The 16570-nt window shown below is 59.4% G+C and carries 20 protein-coding genes; 9 read left to right on the top strand and 11 right to left on the bottom strand.

Annotated elements, in window-relative coordinates; all coding sequences use genetic code 11:
• Entirely contained in the window at positions 1-1791 is a 1791-nt protein-coding gene (recJ, locus tag AC1DNI_RS17185; protein ID WP_477692714.1) for a single-stranded-DNA-specific exonuclease RecJ, read from the top strand.
• A gap of 92 nt (positions 1792-1883) precedes the next feature.
• Positions 1884-3023, top strand: a complete 1140-nt coding sequence (locus AC1DNI_RS17180; RefSeq protein ID WP_477692713.1) for a Y-family DNA polymerase — start codon at positions 1884-1886, stop codon at positions 3021-3023.
• A 115-nt stretch (positions 3024-3138) separates the two neighbouring features.
• On the opposite strand, the gene AC1DNI_RS17175 is transcribed toward AC1DNI_RS17180, so the two are convergent.
• From AC1DNI_RS17175 to AC1DNI_RS17165, 3 genes are all read right to left on the bottom strand, one after another.
• Positions 3139-3921, bottom strand: coding sequence for a bestrophin-like domain (locus AC1DNI_RS17175; protein WP_477692712.1), 783 nt, complete (start codon positions 3919-3921; stop codon positions 3139-3141).
• Between the two features lie 76 nt (positions 3922-3997).
• Positions 3998-4483, bottom strand: coding sequence for an anthrone oxygenase family protein (locus AC1DNI_RS17170; RefSeq protein WP_477692711.1), 486 nt, complete (start codon positions 4481-4483; stop codon positions 3998-4000).
• Positions 4480-5325, bottom strand: a complete 846-nt coding sequence (locus AC1DNI_RS17165) for an NAD(P)H-binding protein (RefSeq protein WP_477692710.1) — start codon at positions 5323-5325, stop codon at positions 4480-4482. The genes AC1DNI_RS17170 and AC1DNI_RS17165 overlap by 4 nt, the downstream gene beginning before the upstream one ends.
• A 91-nt stretch (positions 5326-5416) precedes the next feature.
• Here AC1DNI_RS17165 and AC1DNI_RS17160 point away from each other — a divergent pair, with 91 nt between their 5' ends.
• Positions 5417-6046, top strand: a complete 630-nt coding sequence (locus tag AC1DNI_RS17160) for a TetR/AcrR family transcriptional regulator (protein WP_477692709.1) — start codon at positions 5417-5419, stop codon at positions 6044-6046.
• Complete coding sequence (locus tag AC1DNI_RS17155) at positions 6043-6486, top strand: SET domain-containing protein-lysine N-methyltransferase (RefSeq protein ID WP_477692708.1); 444 nt, start codon at positions 6043-6045, stop codon at positions 6484-6486. The genes AC1DNI_RS17160 and AC1DNI_RS17155 overlap by 4 nt, the downstream gene beginning before the upstream one ends.
• Here AC1DNI_RS17155 and AC1DNI_RS17150 read toward each other — a convergent pair.
• The 3 genes from AC1DNI_RS17150 to AC1DNI_RS17140 form a co-directional block, all read right to left on the bottom strand.
• Entirely contained in the window at positions 6483-6959 is a 477-nt protein-coding gene (locus AC1DNI_RS17150; protein WP_477692707.1) for a DUF2214 domain-containing protein, read from the bottom strand. The two genes, AC1DNI_RS17155 and AC1DNI_RS17150, sit on opposite strands and share 4 nt — an antisense overlap.
• Complete coding sequence (locus AC1DNI_RS17145; protein WP_477692706.1) at positions 6956-7339, bottom strand: DUF6152 family protein; 384 nt, start codon at positions 7337-7339, stop codon at positions 6956-6958. Before AC1DNI_RS17145 ends, AC1DNI_RS17150 begins: the two co-directional genes overlap by 4 nt.
• Positions 7340-7430: 91 nt before the next feature.
• A complete protein-coding gene (locus AC1DNI_RS17140) occupies positions 7431-9179 on the bottom strand; it encodes an adenylate/guanylate cyclase domain-containing protein (RefSeq protein ID WP_477692705.1) in 1749 nt (582 codons plus the stop codon).
• A 217-nt stretch (positions 9180-9396) separates the two neighbouring features.
• Here AC1DNI_RS17140 and gatB point away from each other — a divergent pair, with 217 nt between their 5' ends.
• The 5 genes from gatB to AC1DNI_RS17115 all read left to right on the top strand — a co-directional run bounded on the left by gatB (position 9397) and on the right by AC1DNI_RS17115 (position 12905).
• Positions 9397-10899, top strand: coding sequence for an Asp-tRNA(Asn)/Glu-tRNA(Gln) amidotransferase subunit GatB (gatB, locus tag AC1DNI_RS17135; RefSeq protein WP_477692704.1), 1503 nt, complete (start codon positions 9397-9399; stop codon positions 10897-10899).
• The gene (locus AC1DNI_RS17130) at positions 10900-11409 is read left to right on the top strand and encodes an N-acetyltransferase family protein (RefSeq protein WP_477692703.1); all 510 of its coding nucleotides are present in this window, start codon (positions 10900-10902) and stop codon (positions 11407-11409) included.
• Complete coding sequence (locus AC1DNI_RS17125) at positions 11406-11894, top strand: N-acetyltransferase family protein (RefSeq protein ID WP_477692702.1); 489 nt, start codon at positions 11406-11408, stop codon at positions 11892-11894. Before AC1DNI_RS17130 ends, AC1DNI_RS17125 begins: the two co-directional genes overlap by 4 nt.
• 76 nt (positions 11895-11970) lie before the next feature.
• Positions 11971-12375, top strand: coding sequence for an NADH:ubiquinone oxidoreductase subunit NDUFA12 (locus AC1DNI_RS17120; protein ID WP_027231432.1), 405 nt, complete (start codon positions 11971-11973; stop codon positions 12373-12375).
• Between the two features lie 140 nt (positions 12376-12515).
• Entirely contained in the window at positions 12516-12905 is a 390-nt protein-coding gene (locus tag AC1DNI_RS17115) for a DUF2155 domain-containing protein (RefSeq protein ID WP_477692888.1), read from the top strand.
• A 56-nt stretch (positions 12906-12961) separates the two neighbouring features.
• Here AC1DNI_RS17115 and AC1DNI_RS17110 read toward each other — a convergent pair whose 3' ends face one another.
• From AC1DNI_RS17110 to aroQ, 5 genes are all read right to left on the bottom strand, one after another.
• Positions 12962-13375: a VOC family protein gene (locus tag AC1DNI_RS17110; RefSeq protein ID WP_027231430.1), complete on the bottom strand. Its 414-nt coding sequence runs from the start codon at positions 13373-13375 to the stop codon at positions 12962-12964.
• Positions 13376-13516: 141 nt separating this feature from the next.
• Positions 13517-14086, bottom strand: coding sequence for a leucyl/phenylalanyl-tRNA--protein transferase (gene aat, locus AC1DNI_RS17105; RefSeq protein ID WP_477692887.1), 570 nt, complete (start codon positions 14084-14086; stop codon positions 13517-13519).
• Between the two features lie 41 nt (positions 14087-14127).
• Positions 14128-15486, bottom strand: a complete 1359-nt coding sequence (gene accC, locus AC1DNI_RS17100) for an acetyl-CoA carboxylase biotin carboxylase subunit (RefSeq protein WP_027231428.1) — start codon at positions 15484-15486, stop codon at positions 14128-14130.
• A 31-nt stretch (positions 15487-15517) separates the two neighbouring features.
• Positions 15518-15997 carry an acetyl-CoA carboxylase biotin carboxyl carrier protein gene (gene accB / locus AC1DNI_RS17095; RefSeq protein WP_153669350.1) on the bottom strand — a complete coding sequence of 160 codons (480 nt, stop codon included), beginning with the start codon at positions 15995-15997 and terminating at the stop codon, positions 15518-15520.
• A gap of 37 nt (positions 15998-16034) precedes the next feature.
• Entirely contained in the window at positions 16035-16478 is a 444-nt protein-coding gene (gene aroQ / locus AC1DNI_RS17090) for a type II 3-dehydroquinate dehydratase (RefSeq protein ID WP_027231426.1), read from the bottom strand.
• Positions 16479-16570 lie beyond the last annotated feature (92 nt).

The following is a 16570-nucleotide window of genomic DNA, read 5'->3' as shown; positions in this document are numbered from 1 at the left end:
ATGACATCGGCACGGCTCTTCCTCGGCGTTGAAAAATCGGCAACCGGCCTGAAATGGGTGGACCGGCTCGCCCAGCGCGAGGCGAACATCGCGCTCGCTATGGCGCAGAACCATGGTTTTCCGGATATTGTGACCCGCGTGCTGGCCGGCAGGGGTGTCGGGCTCGACGAGGCGGTTGCCTTCATGGACCCGACGCTGAAAAGCCTTATGCCCGATCCAACATCGCTGACAGATATGGAAATTGCCGCGGCACGCATCGCAAGGGCAATTGCAGGGGGCGAAAAGGTCGCCATCTTCGGCGACTACGACGTTGACGGGGCGGCCTCCTCGGCGATCCTGTCAAGGTTCCTCAGCCATTTTGGCATCGCCAACCGCATTTACATTCCTGACCGGATTTTCGAAGGCTACGGTCCCAATCCTGCGGCGATGCAGGAACTCGCGCAGCAAGCGAGCCTGATCGTAACGGTCGACTGCGGAACCAACAGCGCGGCCGCCATCGAGGCGGCGAAGGTTGCGGGCGCCGATGTCGTTGTGCTCGACCATCATCAGCTTGGCGGCGCGTTGCCGGCTGCCGCGCTTGCCGTGGTCAACCCCAATCGCGAGGACGATCTTTCGGGGCAGGGCCACCTTTGTGCTGCAGGCGTCGTGTTCCTGACGCTCGTGCAGACGTTGCGCGCGATGCGCGAACAGGGTGTCGGTACGAACGCGCCCTCGTTCGACCTCCTGTCATTGCTCGACCTTGCCGCGCTTGCGACCGTTTGCGATGTCGTGCCGCTGCGGGGACTCAACCGTGCCTTCGTCGTCAAGGGCATCCTTGTCGCGCGGGCCCAGCAAAATGTCGGCCTCGCGGCCCTCGCGCGTGTTGCGCGGATCGGTGAACCGCTCAATGCCTTTCATTTTGCCTATCTGATCGGCCCCCGCATCAATGCCGGCGGGCGTATCGGCGATGCCGGCCTCGGCGCGCGTCTCTTGACGCTGGACGATCCAAACGAAGCGCTGCGCATTGCCGAGGAACTCAACCGCCTCAATCAGGAACGCCAGGCGATGGAAACCGCCATGCTGGAACAAGCTGAAGCGGAGGCAATGACCGAACTTTCAGCGGCCGCCGGCCCCGCCATCGTCGTCACCGCGAATGACGACTGGCATCCGGGGATCGTCGGGCTGATCGCGGCCCGGCTGAAAGAAAAAACCCGGCGTCCGGCTTTTGCCATCGCGTTCAATGCCAATGGCACCGGCGCGGGCTCCGGCCGCTCCATCCACGGGTTCGACCTCGGCAGGCTGGTACGTGGCGCGGTCGAACAAGGCTTTCTCGTCAAGGGCGGCGGGCATGCCATGGCAGCCGGCATAACCGTGGAACGCGGCAAGCTCGGCGCCTTGCGGGCCTTTTTCGAAGAAAATGCAGCGGCCATGGTCGGGGAATTGCGCGGCAATGAATCGCTCGAAATCGATGGAGCGCTCAGCGCCGCCGGCGCCACCGTGGCCTTGCACGACCTGATGGAGCGGGCTGGACCCTACGGTTCGGGGCATCCACAACCCGTGCTTGTACTGCCGCATCACCGTCTTACCGATGCGCGGGAAGTGGGAAGCGGCCACGTGCGCGTAACACTCGTCAGTGCCGATGGATCGCGGATCAATGCCATGGCGTTTCGCGCTGTCGGAAGCCCGCTCGGCGATTTCCTGTTCAAAAATCTCGGCCAAACCATCCACGTAGCGGGCAATCTCTCCCTCAACCACTGGAATGGTTCGACAACCACGCAGTTTCGCATTCTCGATGCGGCACGTGCTGCCTGACCGGAGCTTCTCTTCTTCGCAATTTCCAAGATTGCTGTTTTAATTCCGGAGCAAATGTTCTATTTTTGTTCTCAATGTGAGAGCCCCGGAACATGCGCAAGCCGACCCATCCTGAAAAGCTATATCTGGATTTTGACAGTTTCTTTGCGAGCGCCGAGCAGCAACTCAATCCGGCGCTGCAGGGTAGGCCAATAGCGGTCGTTCCGCTCGATTCTCCCTATACCAGCGTGATCGCTGCAAGCCGCGAAGCCAAGCCATTCGGCATTAAGACGGGCACTTCGGTACGTGAGGCGCGGGAGAAATGCCCGGACATCGTGTTCATCGAGGCGCGGCCTGATGTATACGTGCGCCTGCACAACCGCATTCTTGAAATCATCGAGCGGTGCGTTCCGATCGCTGCAGTGCGCTCGATCGACGAACTGGCCTGTACGCTGCTCGAATCCGAAGCGCGGCAGGCAGCAGAGCTCTCGTCGCGCATCAAGCGATCGTTGCGCGACGAGTTTGGTCCGGTGCTCACCTGTTCGATCGGCATCTCGTTCAATGAACTGCTCGCCAAGATTGCGGCGGAGATGGAAAAGCCGGATGGCTTCGTCGTTCTCGACCATGCGGATCTGCCGGGGAAATTGCTGGGTCTTGCCTTGCGCGATCTGCCGGGTATCTCGAAGGGCATGGAGACGCGCCTCACAGAGGCAGGCGTCACCGATATTGCCGGCCTTTGGGCACTTGCCCCCAAGCATGCGCGGGCGATCTGGAACAGCGTCGAAGGCGAACGTTTCGTTGCCGCCTTGCACGGCTACTCCGTCGAAAAGCCGGAAACGATCAAGCGCATGTTCGGCCATGGGCGCAATTTGCCCCCGGACTGGCGGGCCCCGCAAAAGGTGCTGCAATGTGCGCGTCTGTTGACAATGAGCGCGGCACGAAGGCTGTGCCGTTCGCATCATCGCGCCGGGGCGCTGACCTACACGGTGGGTACGCGCCGCGAAAGCCGTACAAGTATGGACAAGCGATTCAGGCCGGCGCGTGACGATCATACTTTTCTCAATGCACTCAATGAATTGCACGAGAAATTTGTGATGTCAGGCGAAATGAACAATATCAGTTCGGTACCGTCGTCCTGCATGAGCTTTCCGAGGAGCAGGAAGCCAGTCGCGACCTGTTCGATACCCGTGACAGCCGTAAAGCGCAGAGTCAGTGGGAGCGGGTGTCGGATGTTCTCGACACGATCAGGGTAAGACACGGATCCAGGGCGCTGAACCTTGGTCCGGCGAATGGGCCCGGAAACTACATAGGGTCGAAGATCGCATTTGGGCGGATACCTGCCGCCGAGGATTTTTGAGGGATGCTTCGTTACGTCTGCGGTGGTTGCGAGATCGAGTGGCGGATCTGCTCCTGGAGGCGCAGAAGCGGGCCGGGGCTCATTGCTGCGGGCGGACTGTAGGGGTTGGAGAAGGCATAAATGAGAAACAGGATAATGCCGGTATAGGCGCCGAACATGGAGATGAGAACGATATTTCGTCGCTGCGGCGGATAGGAATAATAGGCGAGCGCGATGAACACGACGCCAGAGAGAGCCGCGAACCAGAAAATGCCGCTCATCGAGTCGGCGACATTGCTTTCCCGCTTGGTCCGGCTTTCGGCCACTGTGTAGAGACGCTCAAGCATGTGGTTGCGCAGGCTTTCCTCGCGCTTGTTCGTCGGTTCGAGATCAAGTACGGCCGCATAGGCTGCGTCCCACTTCGCCCAGGCCTCCGGCGTCAGGCGGTCGGTGGCGCCGAGGATCGCCCACTCCTTGTCGACCACCACGCTGATATATTCGCTGAGCGGCGTCTGGATCGCCCCGGCATGGCCGCCGCCATAGCGGCCCGCGTCGAAGTAGATATCGGCAATGGCGTTGGATTCGGTCGCGGTTTCATTGCGAAGCTGCTGGTAGTCGATCATCTCCTGCGCAAAGACGAGAGCCAGGATTAATCCGTGCAAGGCCGATACGCGGAAGATGATCGAACTTGCCAGATCACGTTCCTGGCCATCGGGATCGCCGCCCGTAATGATGCGCATCAGGAAATAGGCGATGAGCGTCAGGGTTATCGTTCCGCCAACGAACAGCACCGCGACAAGAAGCTCAAATGCCATGTATTCCCCCGGAACAAGCGCAATTGCCCGGTTAATCTACTGTGTTTCCGGAAAAAGGACAGGAGATGAGGTTTGGTCAGGCTGACTGTCGGGAAAAGGCCAGGATGAAGCTGATCAATGCCGCTACGCTGGTGAGCGTGCGGACATGGTTCCACGGCAGCCATTCGGCAAGGTAACGCGTCCAGAGCACTGCGCTCTCGGGGCTCGCGGGGTTGGCGGTGGCAAGCACATCATTCAGCGGCACGTTGAAGATCATCGTCACGGCGATCGTGCCGATCAGGAAGAGCAGGCTTCCCGCAACCAGCCACATCGATCCCGGTTCGGACCAGAGAAATCCGACCACGCCAAGTCCAAGACACAGAATGGCTGTTCCGAAGAAGGCGACGCCAAAGCTGACGTTGAGAATGGTCACATTGATCGAGTTCATGGCGGCAATGCCTTGATCGGCGGGAAGGCGTGCGAGCGCCGTCATGATAAAGCTCGAGAACGCGAAGAATAAGCCGGCCATCAGACCGCTGCCAAGGGCGGCAAGAAGGGTGAGGATTGGAATGAGAGCAATCATTTCGCGTGCTCCCATACGCCGGCCGCAGCGCCTGCTTGGGCGAATTCGGCAAAATCCCGCGGTGCCCGGCCGAGTGCCCGCTGCACGCCATCGGTGAGATATTCATTGCGCCCATCCAGGACCGAGCGGAAAAGCTCATCGATCAACGCGGCGACATCATCAGGAACGCCATCGGCCGCCAGCCCCTGCATGAAGACGTCGTGAGGAATCGGCGTGAAGTGGATATCGCGGCGGGTCGCCTTGGCGATTTCCGCGGTCGCCTCGGCAAATGTGATCAGGCGCGGCCCGGTGACCTCGTAAAGCTCGCCGATGTGCCTCGTATCCGTCAGGGCGGCGACGACGATATCGGCGATGTCATCGGCATGGATGAAGGGTTCGCGCACGCCTTGCACCGGCAGCGCAAGATCACCGGCAAGGATCGGTTCGCGAAAGAAGCTCTCGCTGAAGTTCTCCGCAAACCAGCTCGCGCGTATGATCGTCCAGTCCGCCCCCGACGCCTGCAAGGCCCGCTCAGCGCGTTGCGCTTCCGGCTCTCCGCGTCCTGAAAGGAGAACGAGACGCTTCACGCCCTTGCGAACGGCAAGGCGGGCTAGCTCACCGACGGCATCCGCGGCGCCCGACACGGCGAGATCCGGGTAGTAGGTGATGTAGGCCGCCGACACACCCTCCAGTGCCACAGCCCACGTGTCGGGATTTTCCCAATCGAAGGCCGGAGTGCCTTGGCGCGAGCCAATGCGGACGGGAAGGCCGAGAGCGGCAAGGCGCTTGGCCACGCGTCGGCCGGTCTTGCCCGTGCCGCCAACGATTAGAACAGGAAATTTCGAACTATGGAATGTTGTCATTTTCAGCTCCATTAAATATGAGGAAGTCTCATATTTGCAAATGTGATAAATCCTCATATTATAGGAGTCAAGAAAAATGTGAGGAATACTCATGAATGACACTGGCATCGTGGCAACAGAGACGGGGACGCGGCGCGAACCCACCCAGAAACGCAGCCGCGAACGGGTTGAGCGCATATTGGCGTGCGCCTCGGCGCTCATTGAAAAAAGCGGCAGCGATGCCATGCGCATGAGCGATGTCGCCGAAATGGCAGGCATATCGATCGGTTCGCTCTACCAGTATTTCCCCGACAAGGCGGCAATCATTTGGACGCTGGCGGAGCGCTATAATGTGGCCGGCCAGCAATGCATTGCCGAAGGACTGGAAGGGGTTAGCGACAAGGTGGGTTTGCGCCGGGCGTTCGGCGAATTGATCGACATTTATTATGCTATGTTCCTGGCCGAGCCGGTAATGCGCGATATCTGGTCCGGCATGCAGGCCGACAAGGCGCTGCGCGATATCGATCTTGCCGATAGCCGCATCAATGGCGCGGTACTGGCGAGCGCCCGTGCACGCGTCAATCCCGTTGCCGACCGGACCGAACTCGAGCGGTCGAGTTTTCTCATCATGCAGCTTGGCGAAGCAACGATGCGCCTCGCCATCTCGGTCGAGCGGGTGGAGGGCGATGCCTTGGTTGAGCACTTCAAGAACATGGTCTTGCGGGAGATGGATCAAGAATGAGCAAGCCGACGATCGATACCTGCGCCGAAATCTTCCTCAACGGCGAGGCGCTTATCGAGACTATTCCCGATACATACGTTGCAAAAAGCGGGCTGCAGGGGCAGGGGCTTTTCACCAGCCGTGCCTGGGCGAGGGACGAGGTACTTTGTGTCCTTGATGGTCAGTTGGTGGAAGCGAAGCGTTACCCGGTCTTGCTGACGGAAATGGAATGGAATGCGCTGCCGGGCGAGATGCTGCTGGTTCGTCCCTTGCGCACGAGCTACGGCTTTATCAACCACAGTTTCAATCCCAATATCGATATTGGCGCCGACTATCGCACCATGCGGGCAATACGCGCCATCACCGCAGGCGAAGAACTGACGCTCGACTATGCGGCGCAGCCGGTACCCGACGGCTACATGCAACGGGACGACACGACGTTCATGCAGGACGACGACTAGATAAAGCCGATCCAGCGTCCCGCAATGACGGCGCATATCCAGACGGTTAACGATATGAGCGCGGCGATGCGCGCTCCGCCGGACACTTGCTTTTCGAACCGCCAGGAACGGCTGCAGCCGAGCAGCAATGCATTGCCCAGACCCAGCGCGATCAGGGCAAGTTTGGCAAGGAAGGCCGGGTTGTTGACGTATGCCACCGGCCGCACGGAGAACAGGATGAATCCCGTCAGCATGGCAAGCGCGACGCCCGTTGCCGCTACGCGGATGAGAGGCGGCGCAAGCATGTTCACAGGGTACTGCTTGAACAGTCCGAGAATACGAAGATCAAGCGTGACGATGGCGCCGATTAGCAGGCCGACGGATATGATATGCACGGCATTAGTGATCAGATAGGCAATCTGATAGCGCCGCAGCAGCACGGCGACCGGCCATTCGGAGAGTCCCTGCAGAAGCTCGACGAAACCGCTGTTCACTGCGTTTTTATACGCTCGGGATAAAGATCGTAGGTCTTGCCCGCGACCGAAATCCGCACCGCTTTCATGCGCTTCTCTTGCGGGTCAGTGGAACGGTTGCCGAGCGCGATGATTTCATCACCCTCTTTTGCCGACCCCTCAACGAATCCGGCGCGCGTGGTCTGGTTATGATTGGCGAGTTCGATGCGCCAAAGCCCATCGCTCGCGGTTTCGACATCAAGGGTCGGGTGCGGCGGCCCAATATAGATTTCCCGGATAATGCCGCGAAGTTCGATCTGGTCGGCTTCAGCCCAGGACCAGCCGTGGTGTGCGAGTGCGCCCGTGGCGAATATCGCTGCAACGGCGGCACCACTGAAAATTCGGCCTAGCAACGCCTGCATGGCTGCCTCCCTTTTCAATTGCCTGACAGGTCAAACTATCCCACCGATAAGCGGGAAGGCCAAACAACAGTCTTGTGAAGGCCGGGCAGCCTCACTCGGGCAGCCCGGCCTTGCGGTATCCTTCGACAAACAATTGCCGCGTCTCCGGATCACGGAATGGCTGCGATTCCGCCCACTTTCCGATGGAGAAGTTGGGGTTGTTGGCCATGAAGAGCGCTGCCTCCTGGCGGGCTTCGTTGAGATTTCCAGCCTGCGCAAGACTTGCCGCAAGAATGCGTCGGGCTCCAGTGCGATATGCGGGGCCGCCGCGCACGGTTTCGATCGCTTTTTCAAATTGCCCGGCGACGTAATATACGAGGCTCTGTTCCCAATAATAGGAGGCGGTCGGATGCGGATTTAACCTGAACGCCTGTTCCATGACGTCCATGGCTTCGCTCGCTCGTCCGGCAAAGGCAAGAAGCTCTGCACGAAAGATCAGCGCGTCCGCCGAGTTCCGATCCATTGCGATCGCTGCATCGAACGCCGCGTCCGATTCCGACCATCGCCCTTCATAGGCAAGGAGATAACCCAATATCCATCGACTTTGAGCGTCATTGGCATCGAGGGCCACTGCCTTTTTAGCCATTTCAAGCGACAGTCTGCGGTTGTCCCCGGTAGCATCCATGGCATTTGCCCAGGTGGACCACAGATTGAATGCCAACCAGCCATGGGCTTCGGCGTAGGATGGATCGATTGCGATCGCCTGCTGCAGCAGAACGATTGATTCGTAGATGGCTTCAGGGGATCCGGCTGAATTCCAGCCAAGCGAGCGTGCGCGCACGCAAAGATCATAGGCTTCCATGCTCTTTGGGCGATTGCGCATGGGCGGGACGATAAGTCGTCCAACAAGCGCCTCCACGATCCTTGCGGCCACGTCGTCCTGAACCGCAAAAATATCCTCGATCTCACGGTCGTATCGCTCGGCCCACAGATAGCCGCCGCCGAGCGTGTCTACGAGTTGAACGTTGACGCGCACTCTCTCAGCGGAGCGGCGGGCGCTTCCTTCGAGCAGGTAGCGTACGCCAAGCTCGGTGGCGATCTGGCGGACGTCCACCGGTTTTCCCTTGTAGGCAAAGGCTGAATGCTGGGCGATGACGAAAAGGCCGGGCGTGCGCGAAAGCTCGGTAATGAGGTCTTCGGTAAGCCCATCGGCGAAGGCGCCATGCTCGGCATTGGCGCCCATCGTATTGAAAGGCAGTACCGCAATGGACGGCCGTGGCGGCAGCGACAATGGCGTGGACTGGCCGCCATCCGCTTCTGGCGGCTGCTGCGGACACGGCCGGACGCGGTAGGCATGAACCGACTTGGCGAAATTCTTCATCGAAACCGGCCCGAGATCGTCATACTCCGCAACGACCTCACGACAGACCTGATCGAATACGTTGGACGAGATCGTTATGTCGCCGGCATTGCCATGACTTTCGAGCCTTACGGCAAGATTGACGCCGTTGCCGTAGAGGTCCTTGCCCTCGACGATGACATCGCCAAGGCTGATACCGATGCGCAGCACATACTGGCGGGTCTCGGGCAGTCCTTCATTGGCCGCGGCCATGTCCCGTTGCAGTTCAACGGCGCAGCGAACCGCGCTTGCGGCGCTGGCAAATTCCGCAAGAATTCCATCGCCGAGAATTTTAACGAGGCGCCCCTCGTGGCGGAGCAGCAGCGGGTCGAGAACATCGCGGCGCCGGGCCTTCAGACGGGAGAGGGTGCCTGCCTCATCCTGCTCCATATGGCGCGTATAGCCGACCACGTCCGCGACGAAAATCGCAGCGAGTCGTCGTTTGACACGTTCATCTGCCATATCAGGTGTCGCCCCCGATCCCATCTGACGTACTCAGTTAATCACGGTGTTTGGCATGCGCCAAGTCGGTGTATTACTGCGTGTCTGCCCCGCTTGCTATTGCATCAGAGGGATTAGGGCTTGGCTTTCAGCCTTTCGCATATGAGAAACACTTGCCTGACCGAGCGGATTGCACTAGCCAATAGAACACACGAATGAGCCAGGAATGACAGGCAGCATGACTTTAGTTGATACCCGTACGCCCGACCCAAAGCGTTTCATATCCGGCGCCACAGGCGATTGGGAAATCGTTGTCGGCATGGAGGTCCATGCCCAGGTAACCTCCAACTCGAAGCTGTTCTCCGGTGCGTCGACCGAGTTCGGCGCCGAGCCGAATGCCAACGTGTCGCTGGTCGATGCGGCGATGCCGGGCATGCTGCCGGTGATCAATGAGTGGTGCGTGCGCCAGGCGATCCGGACAGGTCTCGGACTCAAGGCGCAAATCAATCTCAAGTCGGTGTTCGACCGCAAGAACTACTTCTACCCCGACCTGCCGCAGGGCTATCAGATCTCGCAGTACAAGCAGCCCATCGTCGGCGAGGGCACGATGATCATCTCGGTTGGGCCTGACCGAAAAGGCGACTTCGAAGATATCGAGATCGGCATCGAGCGGCTGCACCTCGAACAGGATGCGGGCAAATCGCTGCACGACCAGAACCCGACCATGTCCTATGTCGATCTCAACCGGTCCGGCGTCGCCCTGATGGAGATCGTATCGAAGCCCGATTTGCGTTCCTCGGACGAGGCGAAGGCCTATCTGACGAAGCTGCGCACTATTGTGCGCTATCTCGGCACTTGCGACGGGAACATGGACGAAGGCTCGATGCGCGCCGACGTCAACGTGTCGGTGCGCCGTCCGGGCGGTGAATTCGGTACGCGGTGCGAGATCAAGAACGTCAACTCGATCCGCTTTGTCGGACAGGCCATCGAATATGAGGCCCGCCGCCAGATCGGTGTCCTCGAGGATGGCGGCGCCATAGACCAGGAAACGCGGCTTTTCGATCCAGTCAAGGGTGAGACCCGCTCCATGCGCTCGAAGGAAGAGGCGCATGATTACCGTTATTTCCCGGACCCGGACCTTTTGCCGCTCGAGTTCGAACAGGCTTATGTCGATACGTTGAAGGCCGATCTGCCCGAGCTTCCGGACGACAAGAAGTTGCGCCTTGTGAATGAGCAGGGATTGTCGGTCTATGACGCGTCGATCCTCGTTACCGAAAAAGCCATTGCCGACTATTACGAGGCCGTAGCCAAGGGCCGCGACGGCAAGCTTTCCGCCAACTGGGTGATCAATGATCTCCTCGGGGCGTTGAACAAGGCGGGCAAGGGCATCGAGGAATCACCGGTATCGCCGGAGCAGCTCGGCGCTGTCCTAGACCTTATCAAGGAAGGCACGATTTCCGGCAAGATCGCCAAGGACCTCTTCGAGATTATCTGGACCGAAGGCGGCAACCCGCGCGAACTGGTTGAAAGCCGGGGCATGAAGCAGGTGACGGACACCGGCGCGATCGAAAAGGCTGTCGATGACGTCATTGCCGCCAACCCGGACAAGGTGGAACAGGCAAAGGCGAAACCGACGCTCGCCGGATGGTTTGTCGGCCAGGTGATGAAATCAACCGGTGGCAAGGCCAACCCGCAAGCGGTCAGCGATCTCGTCAAGGCGAAATTGGGGATTGTCGAGTAAATGTGGGTTCGCAGCGCCACGAAAGAGGATCTCGACGCCGTCCACGAAATGCTGGTTACAACCTGGCACGCAACATATGACGACGTATATGGAGCCGAGAAGGTTAAGGCGATCACCGGCCGCTATCATTCTCTGGACGCGTTGAAGAAGCAGTTGGCCAAGCCATATTCGGAATTCATCATCGCCGATGATGGTGCCGATATTCTCGGCATGGCCTATGCCTCGCAGAAGGATCACAGGCTGTCGATCCTCAACCAGCTCTACGTTCACCCCGAGCGCCAGAAGCAGGGCGTCGGCTCGCTGCTGCTGGCCGAAGTCGAAAGCGCGTTTCCCGGCGTCTTCTCGATGCAGCTTGAAGTTATCGAGGCAAATCAGAAAGCTATCCGCTTTTATGAAAGCAGGGGGTTCGAGCGGACAAATAACCGGATCGACAATTGGGGCGAGCCGAATTCAGGCATCTCGGTCGTTGTCTTTGAAAAATCGCTGACCGGTTACGAGCTGGCGCCGTGAACGTCGAGACGGATGTTACCTTCCGGGAAGCGACGCGCGCCGACCTTCCCGCGCTGATCGCGCTGTTTGCCGACGACGCAATCGGCGGCCATGGCGATACGACCGATCCTGCAGCGTTGCCTAACTATGAGCGGGCCTTCGCCGCTATCGAGGCCAGTCCCAATGATTTGCTCTTCGTCGGCATTCTGGGCGGCGAGGTGGTCGCCACGGCGCAGGTTACGTTCATAACATCGCTGACTGGCCGTGGTATCCGACGAATGGCGATCGAGGCGGTGCAGACCCGCTCCGACATGCGCGGCAAGGGCATCGGTGCAAGGCTGATCGAACATTGTCTCGATGTTGCGCGCGAGCGCGATATCGCGCTCGTGCAACTCACCTCGAATGCCAAGCGCCCGGACGCCCACCGCTTTTACGAGCGGCTCGGATTCGAGAAGAGCCATGCCGGGTTCAAATTGCGGCTGGCACCCGCTCACGCGGCAACTTGACCCTTGCCATTCCTTGGTGATACCGCCATAAACCCTTGAGTTGCCAAAGGCTGAACGAGATCGTTCGAGGATTGCCATGAAGACTTTCATCACCCAATTTTTCACCTGGTGGAACGGGCAGACGCTCGGGACCCGGTTCTTTACCTGGCGCAAGGGTACGAAGGTCGGCGAGGATGAACTCGGCAATATTTATTACGAGGGCCTCAGCACATTCGATTCGGAAGGGCGCAAGCGCCGCTGGGTCGTCTATAACGGCTATGCGGAAGCCTCGGCGATTCCGGCTGGATGGCACGGCTGGATGCACCACCGGGTCGACACGCCCCCGTCGCAGGAAAACTATAAGCCGTATGGCTGGGAAAAGAGCCACCAGCCCAATTTGACCGGTTCACCAGCCGCTTATCGCCCCAAGGGCTCCATTGCCCATGGCGACAATCGCCCGACCGTCACCGGCGATTACGATGCCTGGACGCCTGGTGCCTGATCCGATCTTCTTCTGCCACAATTGATCATTATCGACTGGCTGGAATCGAAATCCCCGACACCGCTAACCCCGGAAGTGCAATGATCCGCTCGACCCTGACTGTTCCCTTTCGCGCCAGGTTTGCACGGATGATTGGAGTGATGGCCATAGCCACTGCTGTTGCGGCCACCGCGATTGCTCCGGTGCGGGCGGATGAAAAGATCACCAATCCGATTGCTGTCTTTTCAGGGCTCGACAAGATTACCGGCCGCATCACCACATTCGACGTCTATATCGGTGAAACCGTGCAGTTCGGCGCGCTGCAGCTGACACCGCGCGTCTGCTATACGCGCCCGGATACCGAGGCACCGAAAACGGATACGTTTGTCGAGGTCGACGAAATCACCCTCGACCGCAAGATCAGGCGCATCTTCTCAGGCTGGATGTTTGCCGACAGCCCTGGTCTCAACGCCGTCGAGCATCCGGTTTACGATGTGTGGCTGAAGAGCTGCAAGCAGAAGTCGGATGTGCCGGCGCCGGCAAAGAGCTGAATTCGCTATAGCGCGCCCGGCCGACACCACCGTGCCGGCCGGTCCGATCCGATCAGTTACATCGGCTTCGGGCAGTTGACGATCCAGGGTGTCCCGTATTTGTCGGTAAACATCGCAAAGCGCTGAGCCCAGGAGGTTTCGCCGAGCGGCATCAGCACGTGTTGCGCGTCTTGTGACAGGGCAGAGAATATGCGCTCCGCTTCCGCAGGCGTGTCGACGTTGATGGCGACCGTCATGCCCTGCGCCTTCTGGAAATAGGGCGGCGGTGCATCTGATGCCATCAGCACATTGTCGCCGATATGCAATGTCGCGTGCATGATATTCTTGGCAAGTTCCTTCGGCATGTCGTTGCCTTCAGGCATTTCGTCGAAACGAATCATCGCGACGATCTCGCCGCCGAGTACGCCGGCATAGAAGTTGAAAGCCTCTTCGCACTTTCCATCAAAGTTCAGATAAGCATTGATCTTCACGACAATTCTCCTTGTTTGTCGGGTTATTCCCTCCCTAAGACGAACGAGTGCGCACCGGGTCGACATTTTCTTTTAGAAAAAATTGCGCAGCACCCGCCGGAAAAAACATACACCGACAATGTGGAAGCGGGATGTCGCCGTTCAGAATTCCGCGGACTGTGCCAGCGCGTTTTCCAGCATCTTCTGGTACTGGCGGCGCGGCACCTCGACCGCACCGAAGCTCTCGAGATGGTTCGTGGTGAACTGCGTGTCGAGGAGCGTAAAGCCCTTCTCGATCAGGTGGCCAACGAGATGGACGAGGCAGACCTTGGAGGCGTCGCGCTCGCGCGAAAACATGCTTTCCCCGAAGAACGCCGACCCGAGGGCGATACCGTAGAGCCCACCGACGAGGCGGCCGTCAAGCCAGGCTTCCACGGTATGGCAGTAACCGAGTTCAAACAGCTTGCCATAGGCCTCGCGGATCGGCTGGTTGATCCAGGTGCGGGAACGCTCGCCCGACCCGCTGGCGCATCCGGCGATGACGCCGGCGAAATCGCTGTCGAGCCGGATGGAGAAGCGACCTTGGCGCACGGTCTTACGCAGGCTGCGCGAGACGTGAAAATTCTCAAACGGGATAATGCCGCGCTTTTCCGGGCGCACCCAGAATATTTCCGGATTGTCGGCCTCTTCGGCCATCGGAAAGACCCCGGTCGCGTAGGCACGCAACAGCAACGCGGGGTCGATTTTGAAAGGTTCTACCGGGTTCTTGCCCGTCATGCCTCTTCTTCTGCAGTATCTCCGGCCAGATATTTCTCCAGCCAGTGAATGTCATAATCGCCATTGGCGATATCAGGATTGTTGATCAGATCCTGGAAGAGGGGAAGAGTGGTCTTTATGCCGTCGACGACGAATTCATCGAGTGCCCGGCGCAGGCGCATCATGCATTCGACGCGGTTGCGGCCGTGCACGATGAGCTTGCCGATGAGGCTGTCATAATAGGGCGGGATCTTGTAGCCGGAATAGACGCCCGAATCGACGCGAATGCCAAGGCCGCCGGGTGTGTGAAAATGCGTGATCTTGCCCGGTGACGGCGTGAAGGTGCGCGGGTCTTCGGCGTTGATGCGGCATTCTATGGCGTGGCCGGAGAAGCGGATCTCCTCCTGGGTTACCGAAAGCCCGCCGCCCGAGGCGACACGAATCTGTTCATGTACAAGATCGATGCCGGTAATCGCCTCGGTCACCGGATGCTCGACCTGAAGACGCGTGTTCATTTCTATGAAATAGAACTCGCCGTTTTCGTAGAGGAACTCGATCGTGCCGGCCCCGCGATAGCCCATGTCGGCCATGGCGTTCGCACAGATCATACCGATGCGCTCGCGCTCGTCGGAGTTCAGGGCTGGCGAATTGGCCTCTTCCCAGACCTTCTGGTGCCGGCGCTGCAAGGAACAGTCGCGTTCGCCAAGGTGTACCGCCTTGCCATTTCCATCGCCCATGACCTGGACTTCGATGTGGCGGGGCTTTTGCAGGTATTTTTCTATGTAGACGGCATCGTCGCCGAAGGCGGCGCCGGCTTCCGTGCGCGCCGTGGACAGCGCGATCGACAGTTCGTCCTCGTTGAGCGCCACCTTCATGCCGCGGCCGCCGCCGCCGGCGGAGGCTTTGATGATAACCGGATAACCGATCTCCGCCGCAATGCGCGCAGCTTCCTTGTCGTCGGTGACGCCGCCATCGGAACCCGGTACAACCGGAATACCGAGGCGCTTCGCCGTACGCTTGGCTTCGATCTTGTCGCCCATGACGCGGATATGCGCGGCGGTAGGTCCGATAAAGGTGATATTGTGCGCCTCGAGGATCTCGGCGAACTTGGCATTTTCCGACAGGAAGCCGTAACCGGGGTGAATGGCGTCCGCGCCGGTGATTTCGCAGGCGGCAACGATCTGATGAATATTCAGATAGCTTTCGCGCGAGGGCGGCGGTCCAATGCAGACGCTTTCGTCGGCGAGCCGTACATGCATGGCATCGGCGTCGGCGGTCGAATGGACAGCCACCGTCTGGATGCCGAGTTCCTTGCAGGCCCGCAGGACGCGCAGGGCGATTTCACCGCGGTTGGCTATGAGAATTTTCTGAAACATCACGCTCTCGATTCACCCACGGAGTCCGGCATCACTCAATCACGACCAGCAGCTCGCCATATTCGACGGGCTGGGAATCCGCTACGAGGATTGCGGTGACCGTGCCGGCGCGCGGCGAGGGGATCTGGTTCATGGTCTTCATCGCTTCGATGATCAGAAGCGTCTGGCCTTCCTTCACCTGGGTACCGACCTGGATGAAGTCTCGTGCTCCGGGTGCGGGCGCAAGATAGACGGTCCCGACCATTGGTGAGGGGATGGCATTCTTCGAAGGATCGGCAGCGGGCGCTGCCGCTGGCGCAGACGCTGCGGGCGATGCTGCCGGAGCGGGACCTGCCGCGGGCGCCTGCGCATAGAACGGCTGCGGGGCTGCCGCCTGTACGGTGACCTGGCGCGAAACGCGGATGCGAAGGTCGCCCTGCTCGATTTCGATGTCGGTGAGGTCCGTATCGTTCAGGATTTCCGCAAGATCGCGGATCATGACCTTGTCGATCCCGGTGGTTCTGTTAGCCATGCTTTTTCAAGCCCCTTATTCTGATTGGCACTGCCAGCTACTGCGGCGTTGCCAGCTTGATGAGTGCGCGCAAGCCCATCAGGTAGCCGTCGGCCCCGAAGCCACATATCACCCCTTTGGCCAAAGAGGAAACGTAGGAGTGGTGGCGGAACGACTCGCGTGCGTGGATGTTGGAAAGGTGAACTTCCACCAGCGTTACCGATGCCGCCCTTATGGCGTCATGCAGCGCGATGGAGGTATGCGTATAGGCGGCGGGATTGATCAACACCAATGCCTTCTGCTCGCCTGCCTCCTGTATCCAGCTGACCAGATCACCCTCATGATTGGACTGGCGGAAATCAATCTCGCAGCCGAGTGCCTCGGCTTCGGTCCGGCACATGGCTTCGATGTCGTCCAGAGTCACGGCGCCATAGATACCCGGCTCACGCTTGCCAAGCATGTTGAGGTTTGGGCCGTTGAGGACAAAGATCGTTTGCTTCATGATTACCGGACGGTTCGAAAATGCTGGTCCCATATAGACGGCTTATCGGCAAGCGAAAAGCCTGCAAAGTCACGTTATTGCTTGTCCACAAC

This window comes from Phyllobacterium sp. 01N428, from assembly GCF_056399405.1.
The sequence above is the reverse complement of the archived record's forward strand: the minus strand, read 5'-3'. Positions and strand labels throughout refer to the sequence as shown.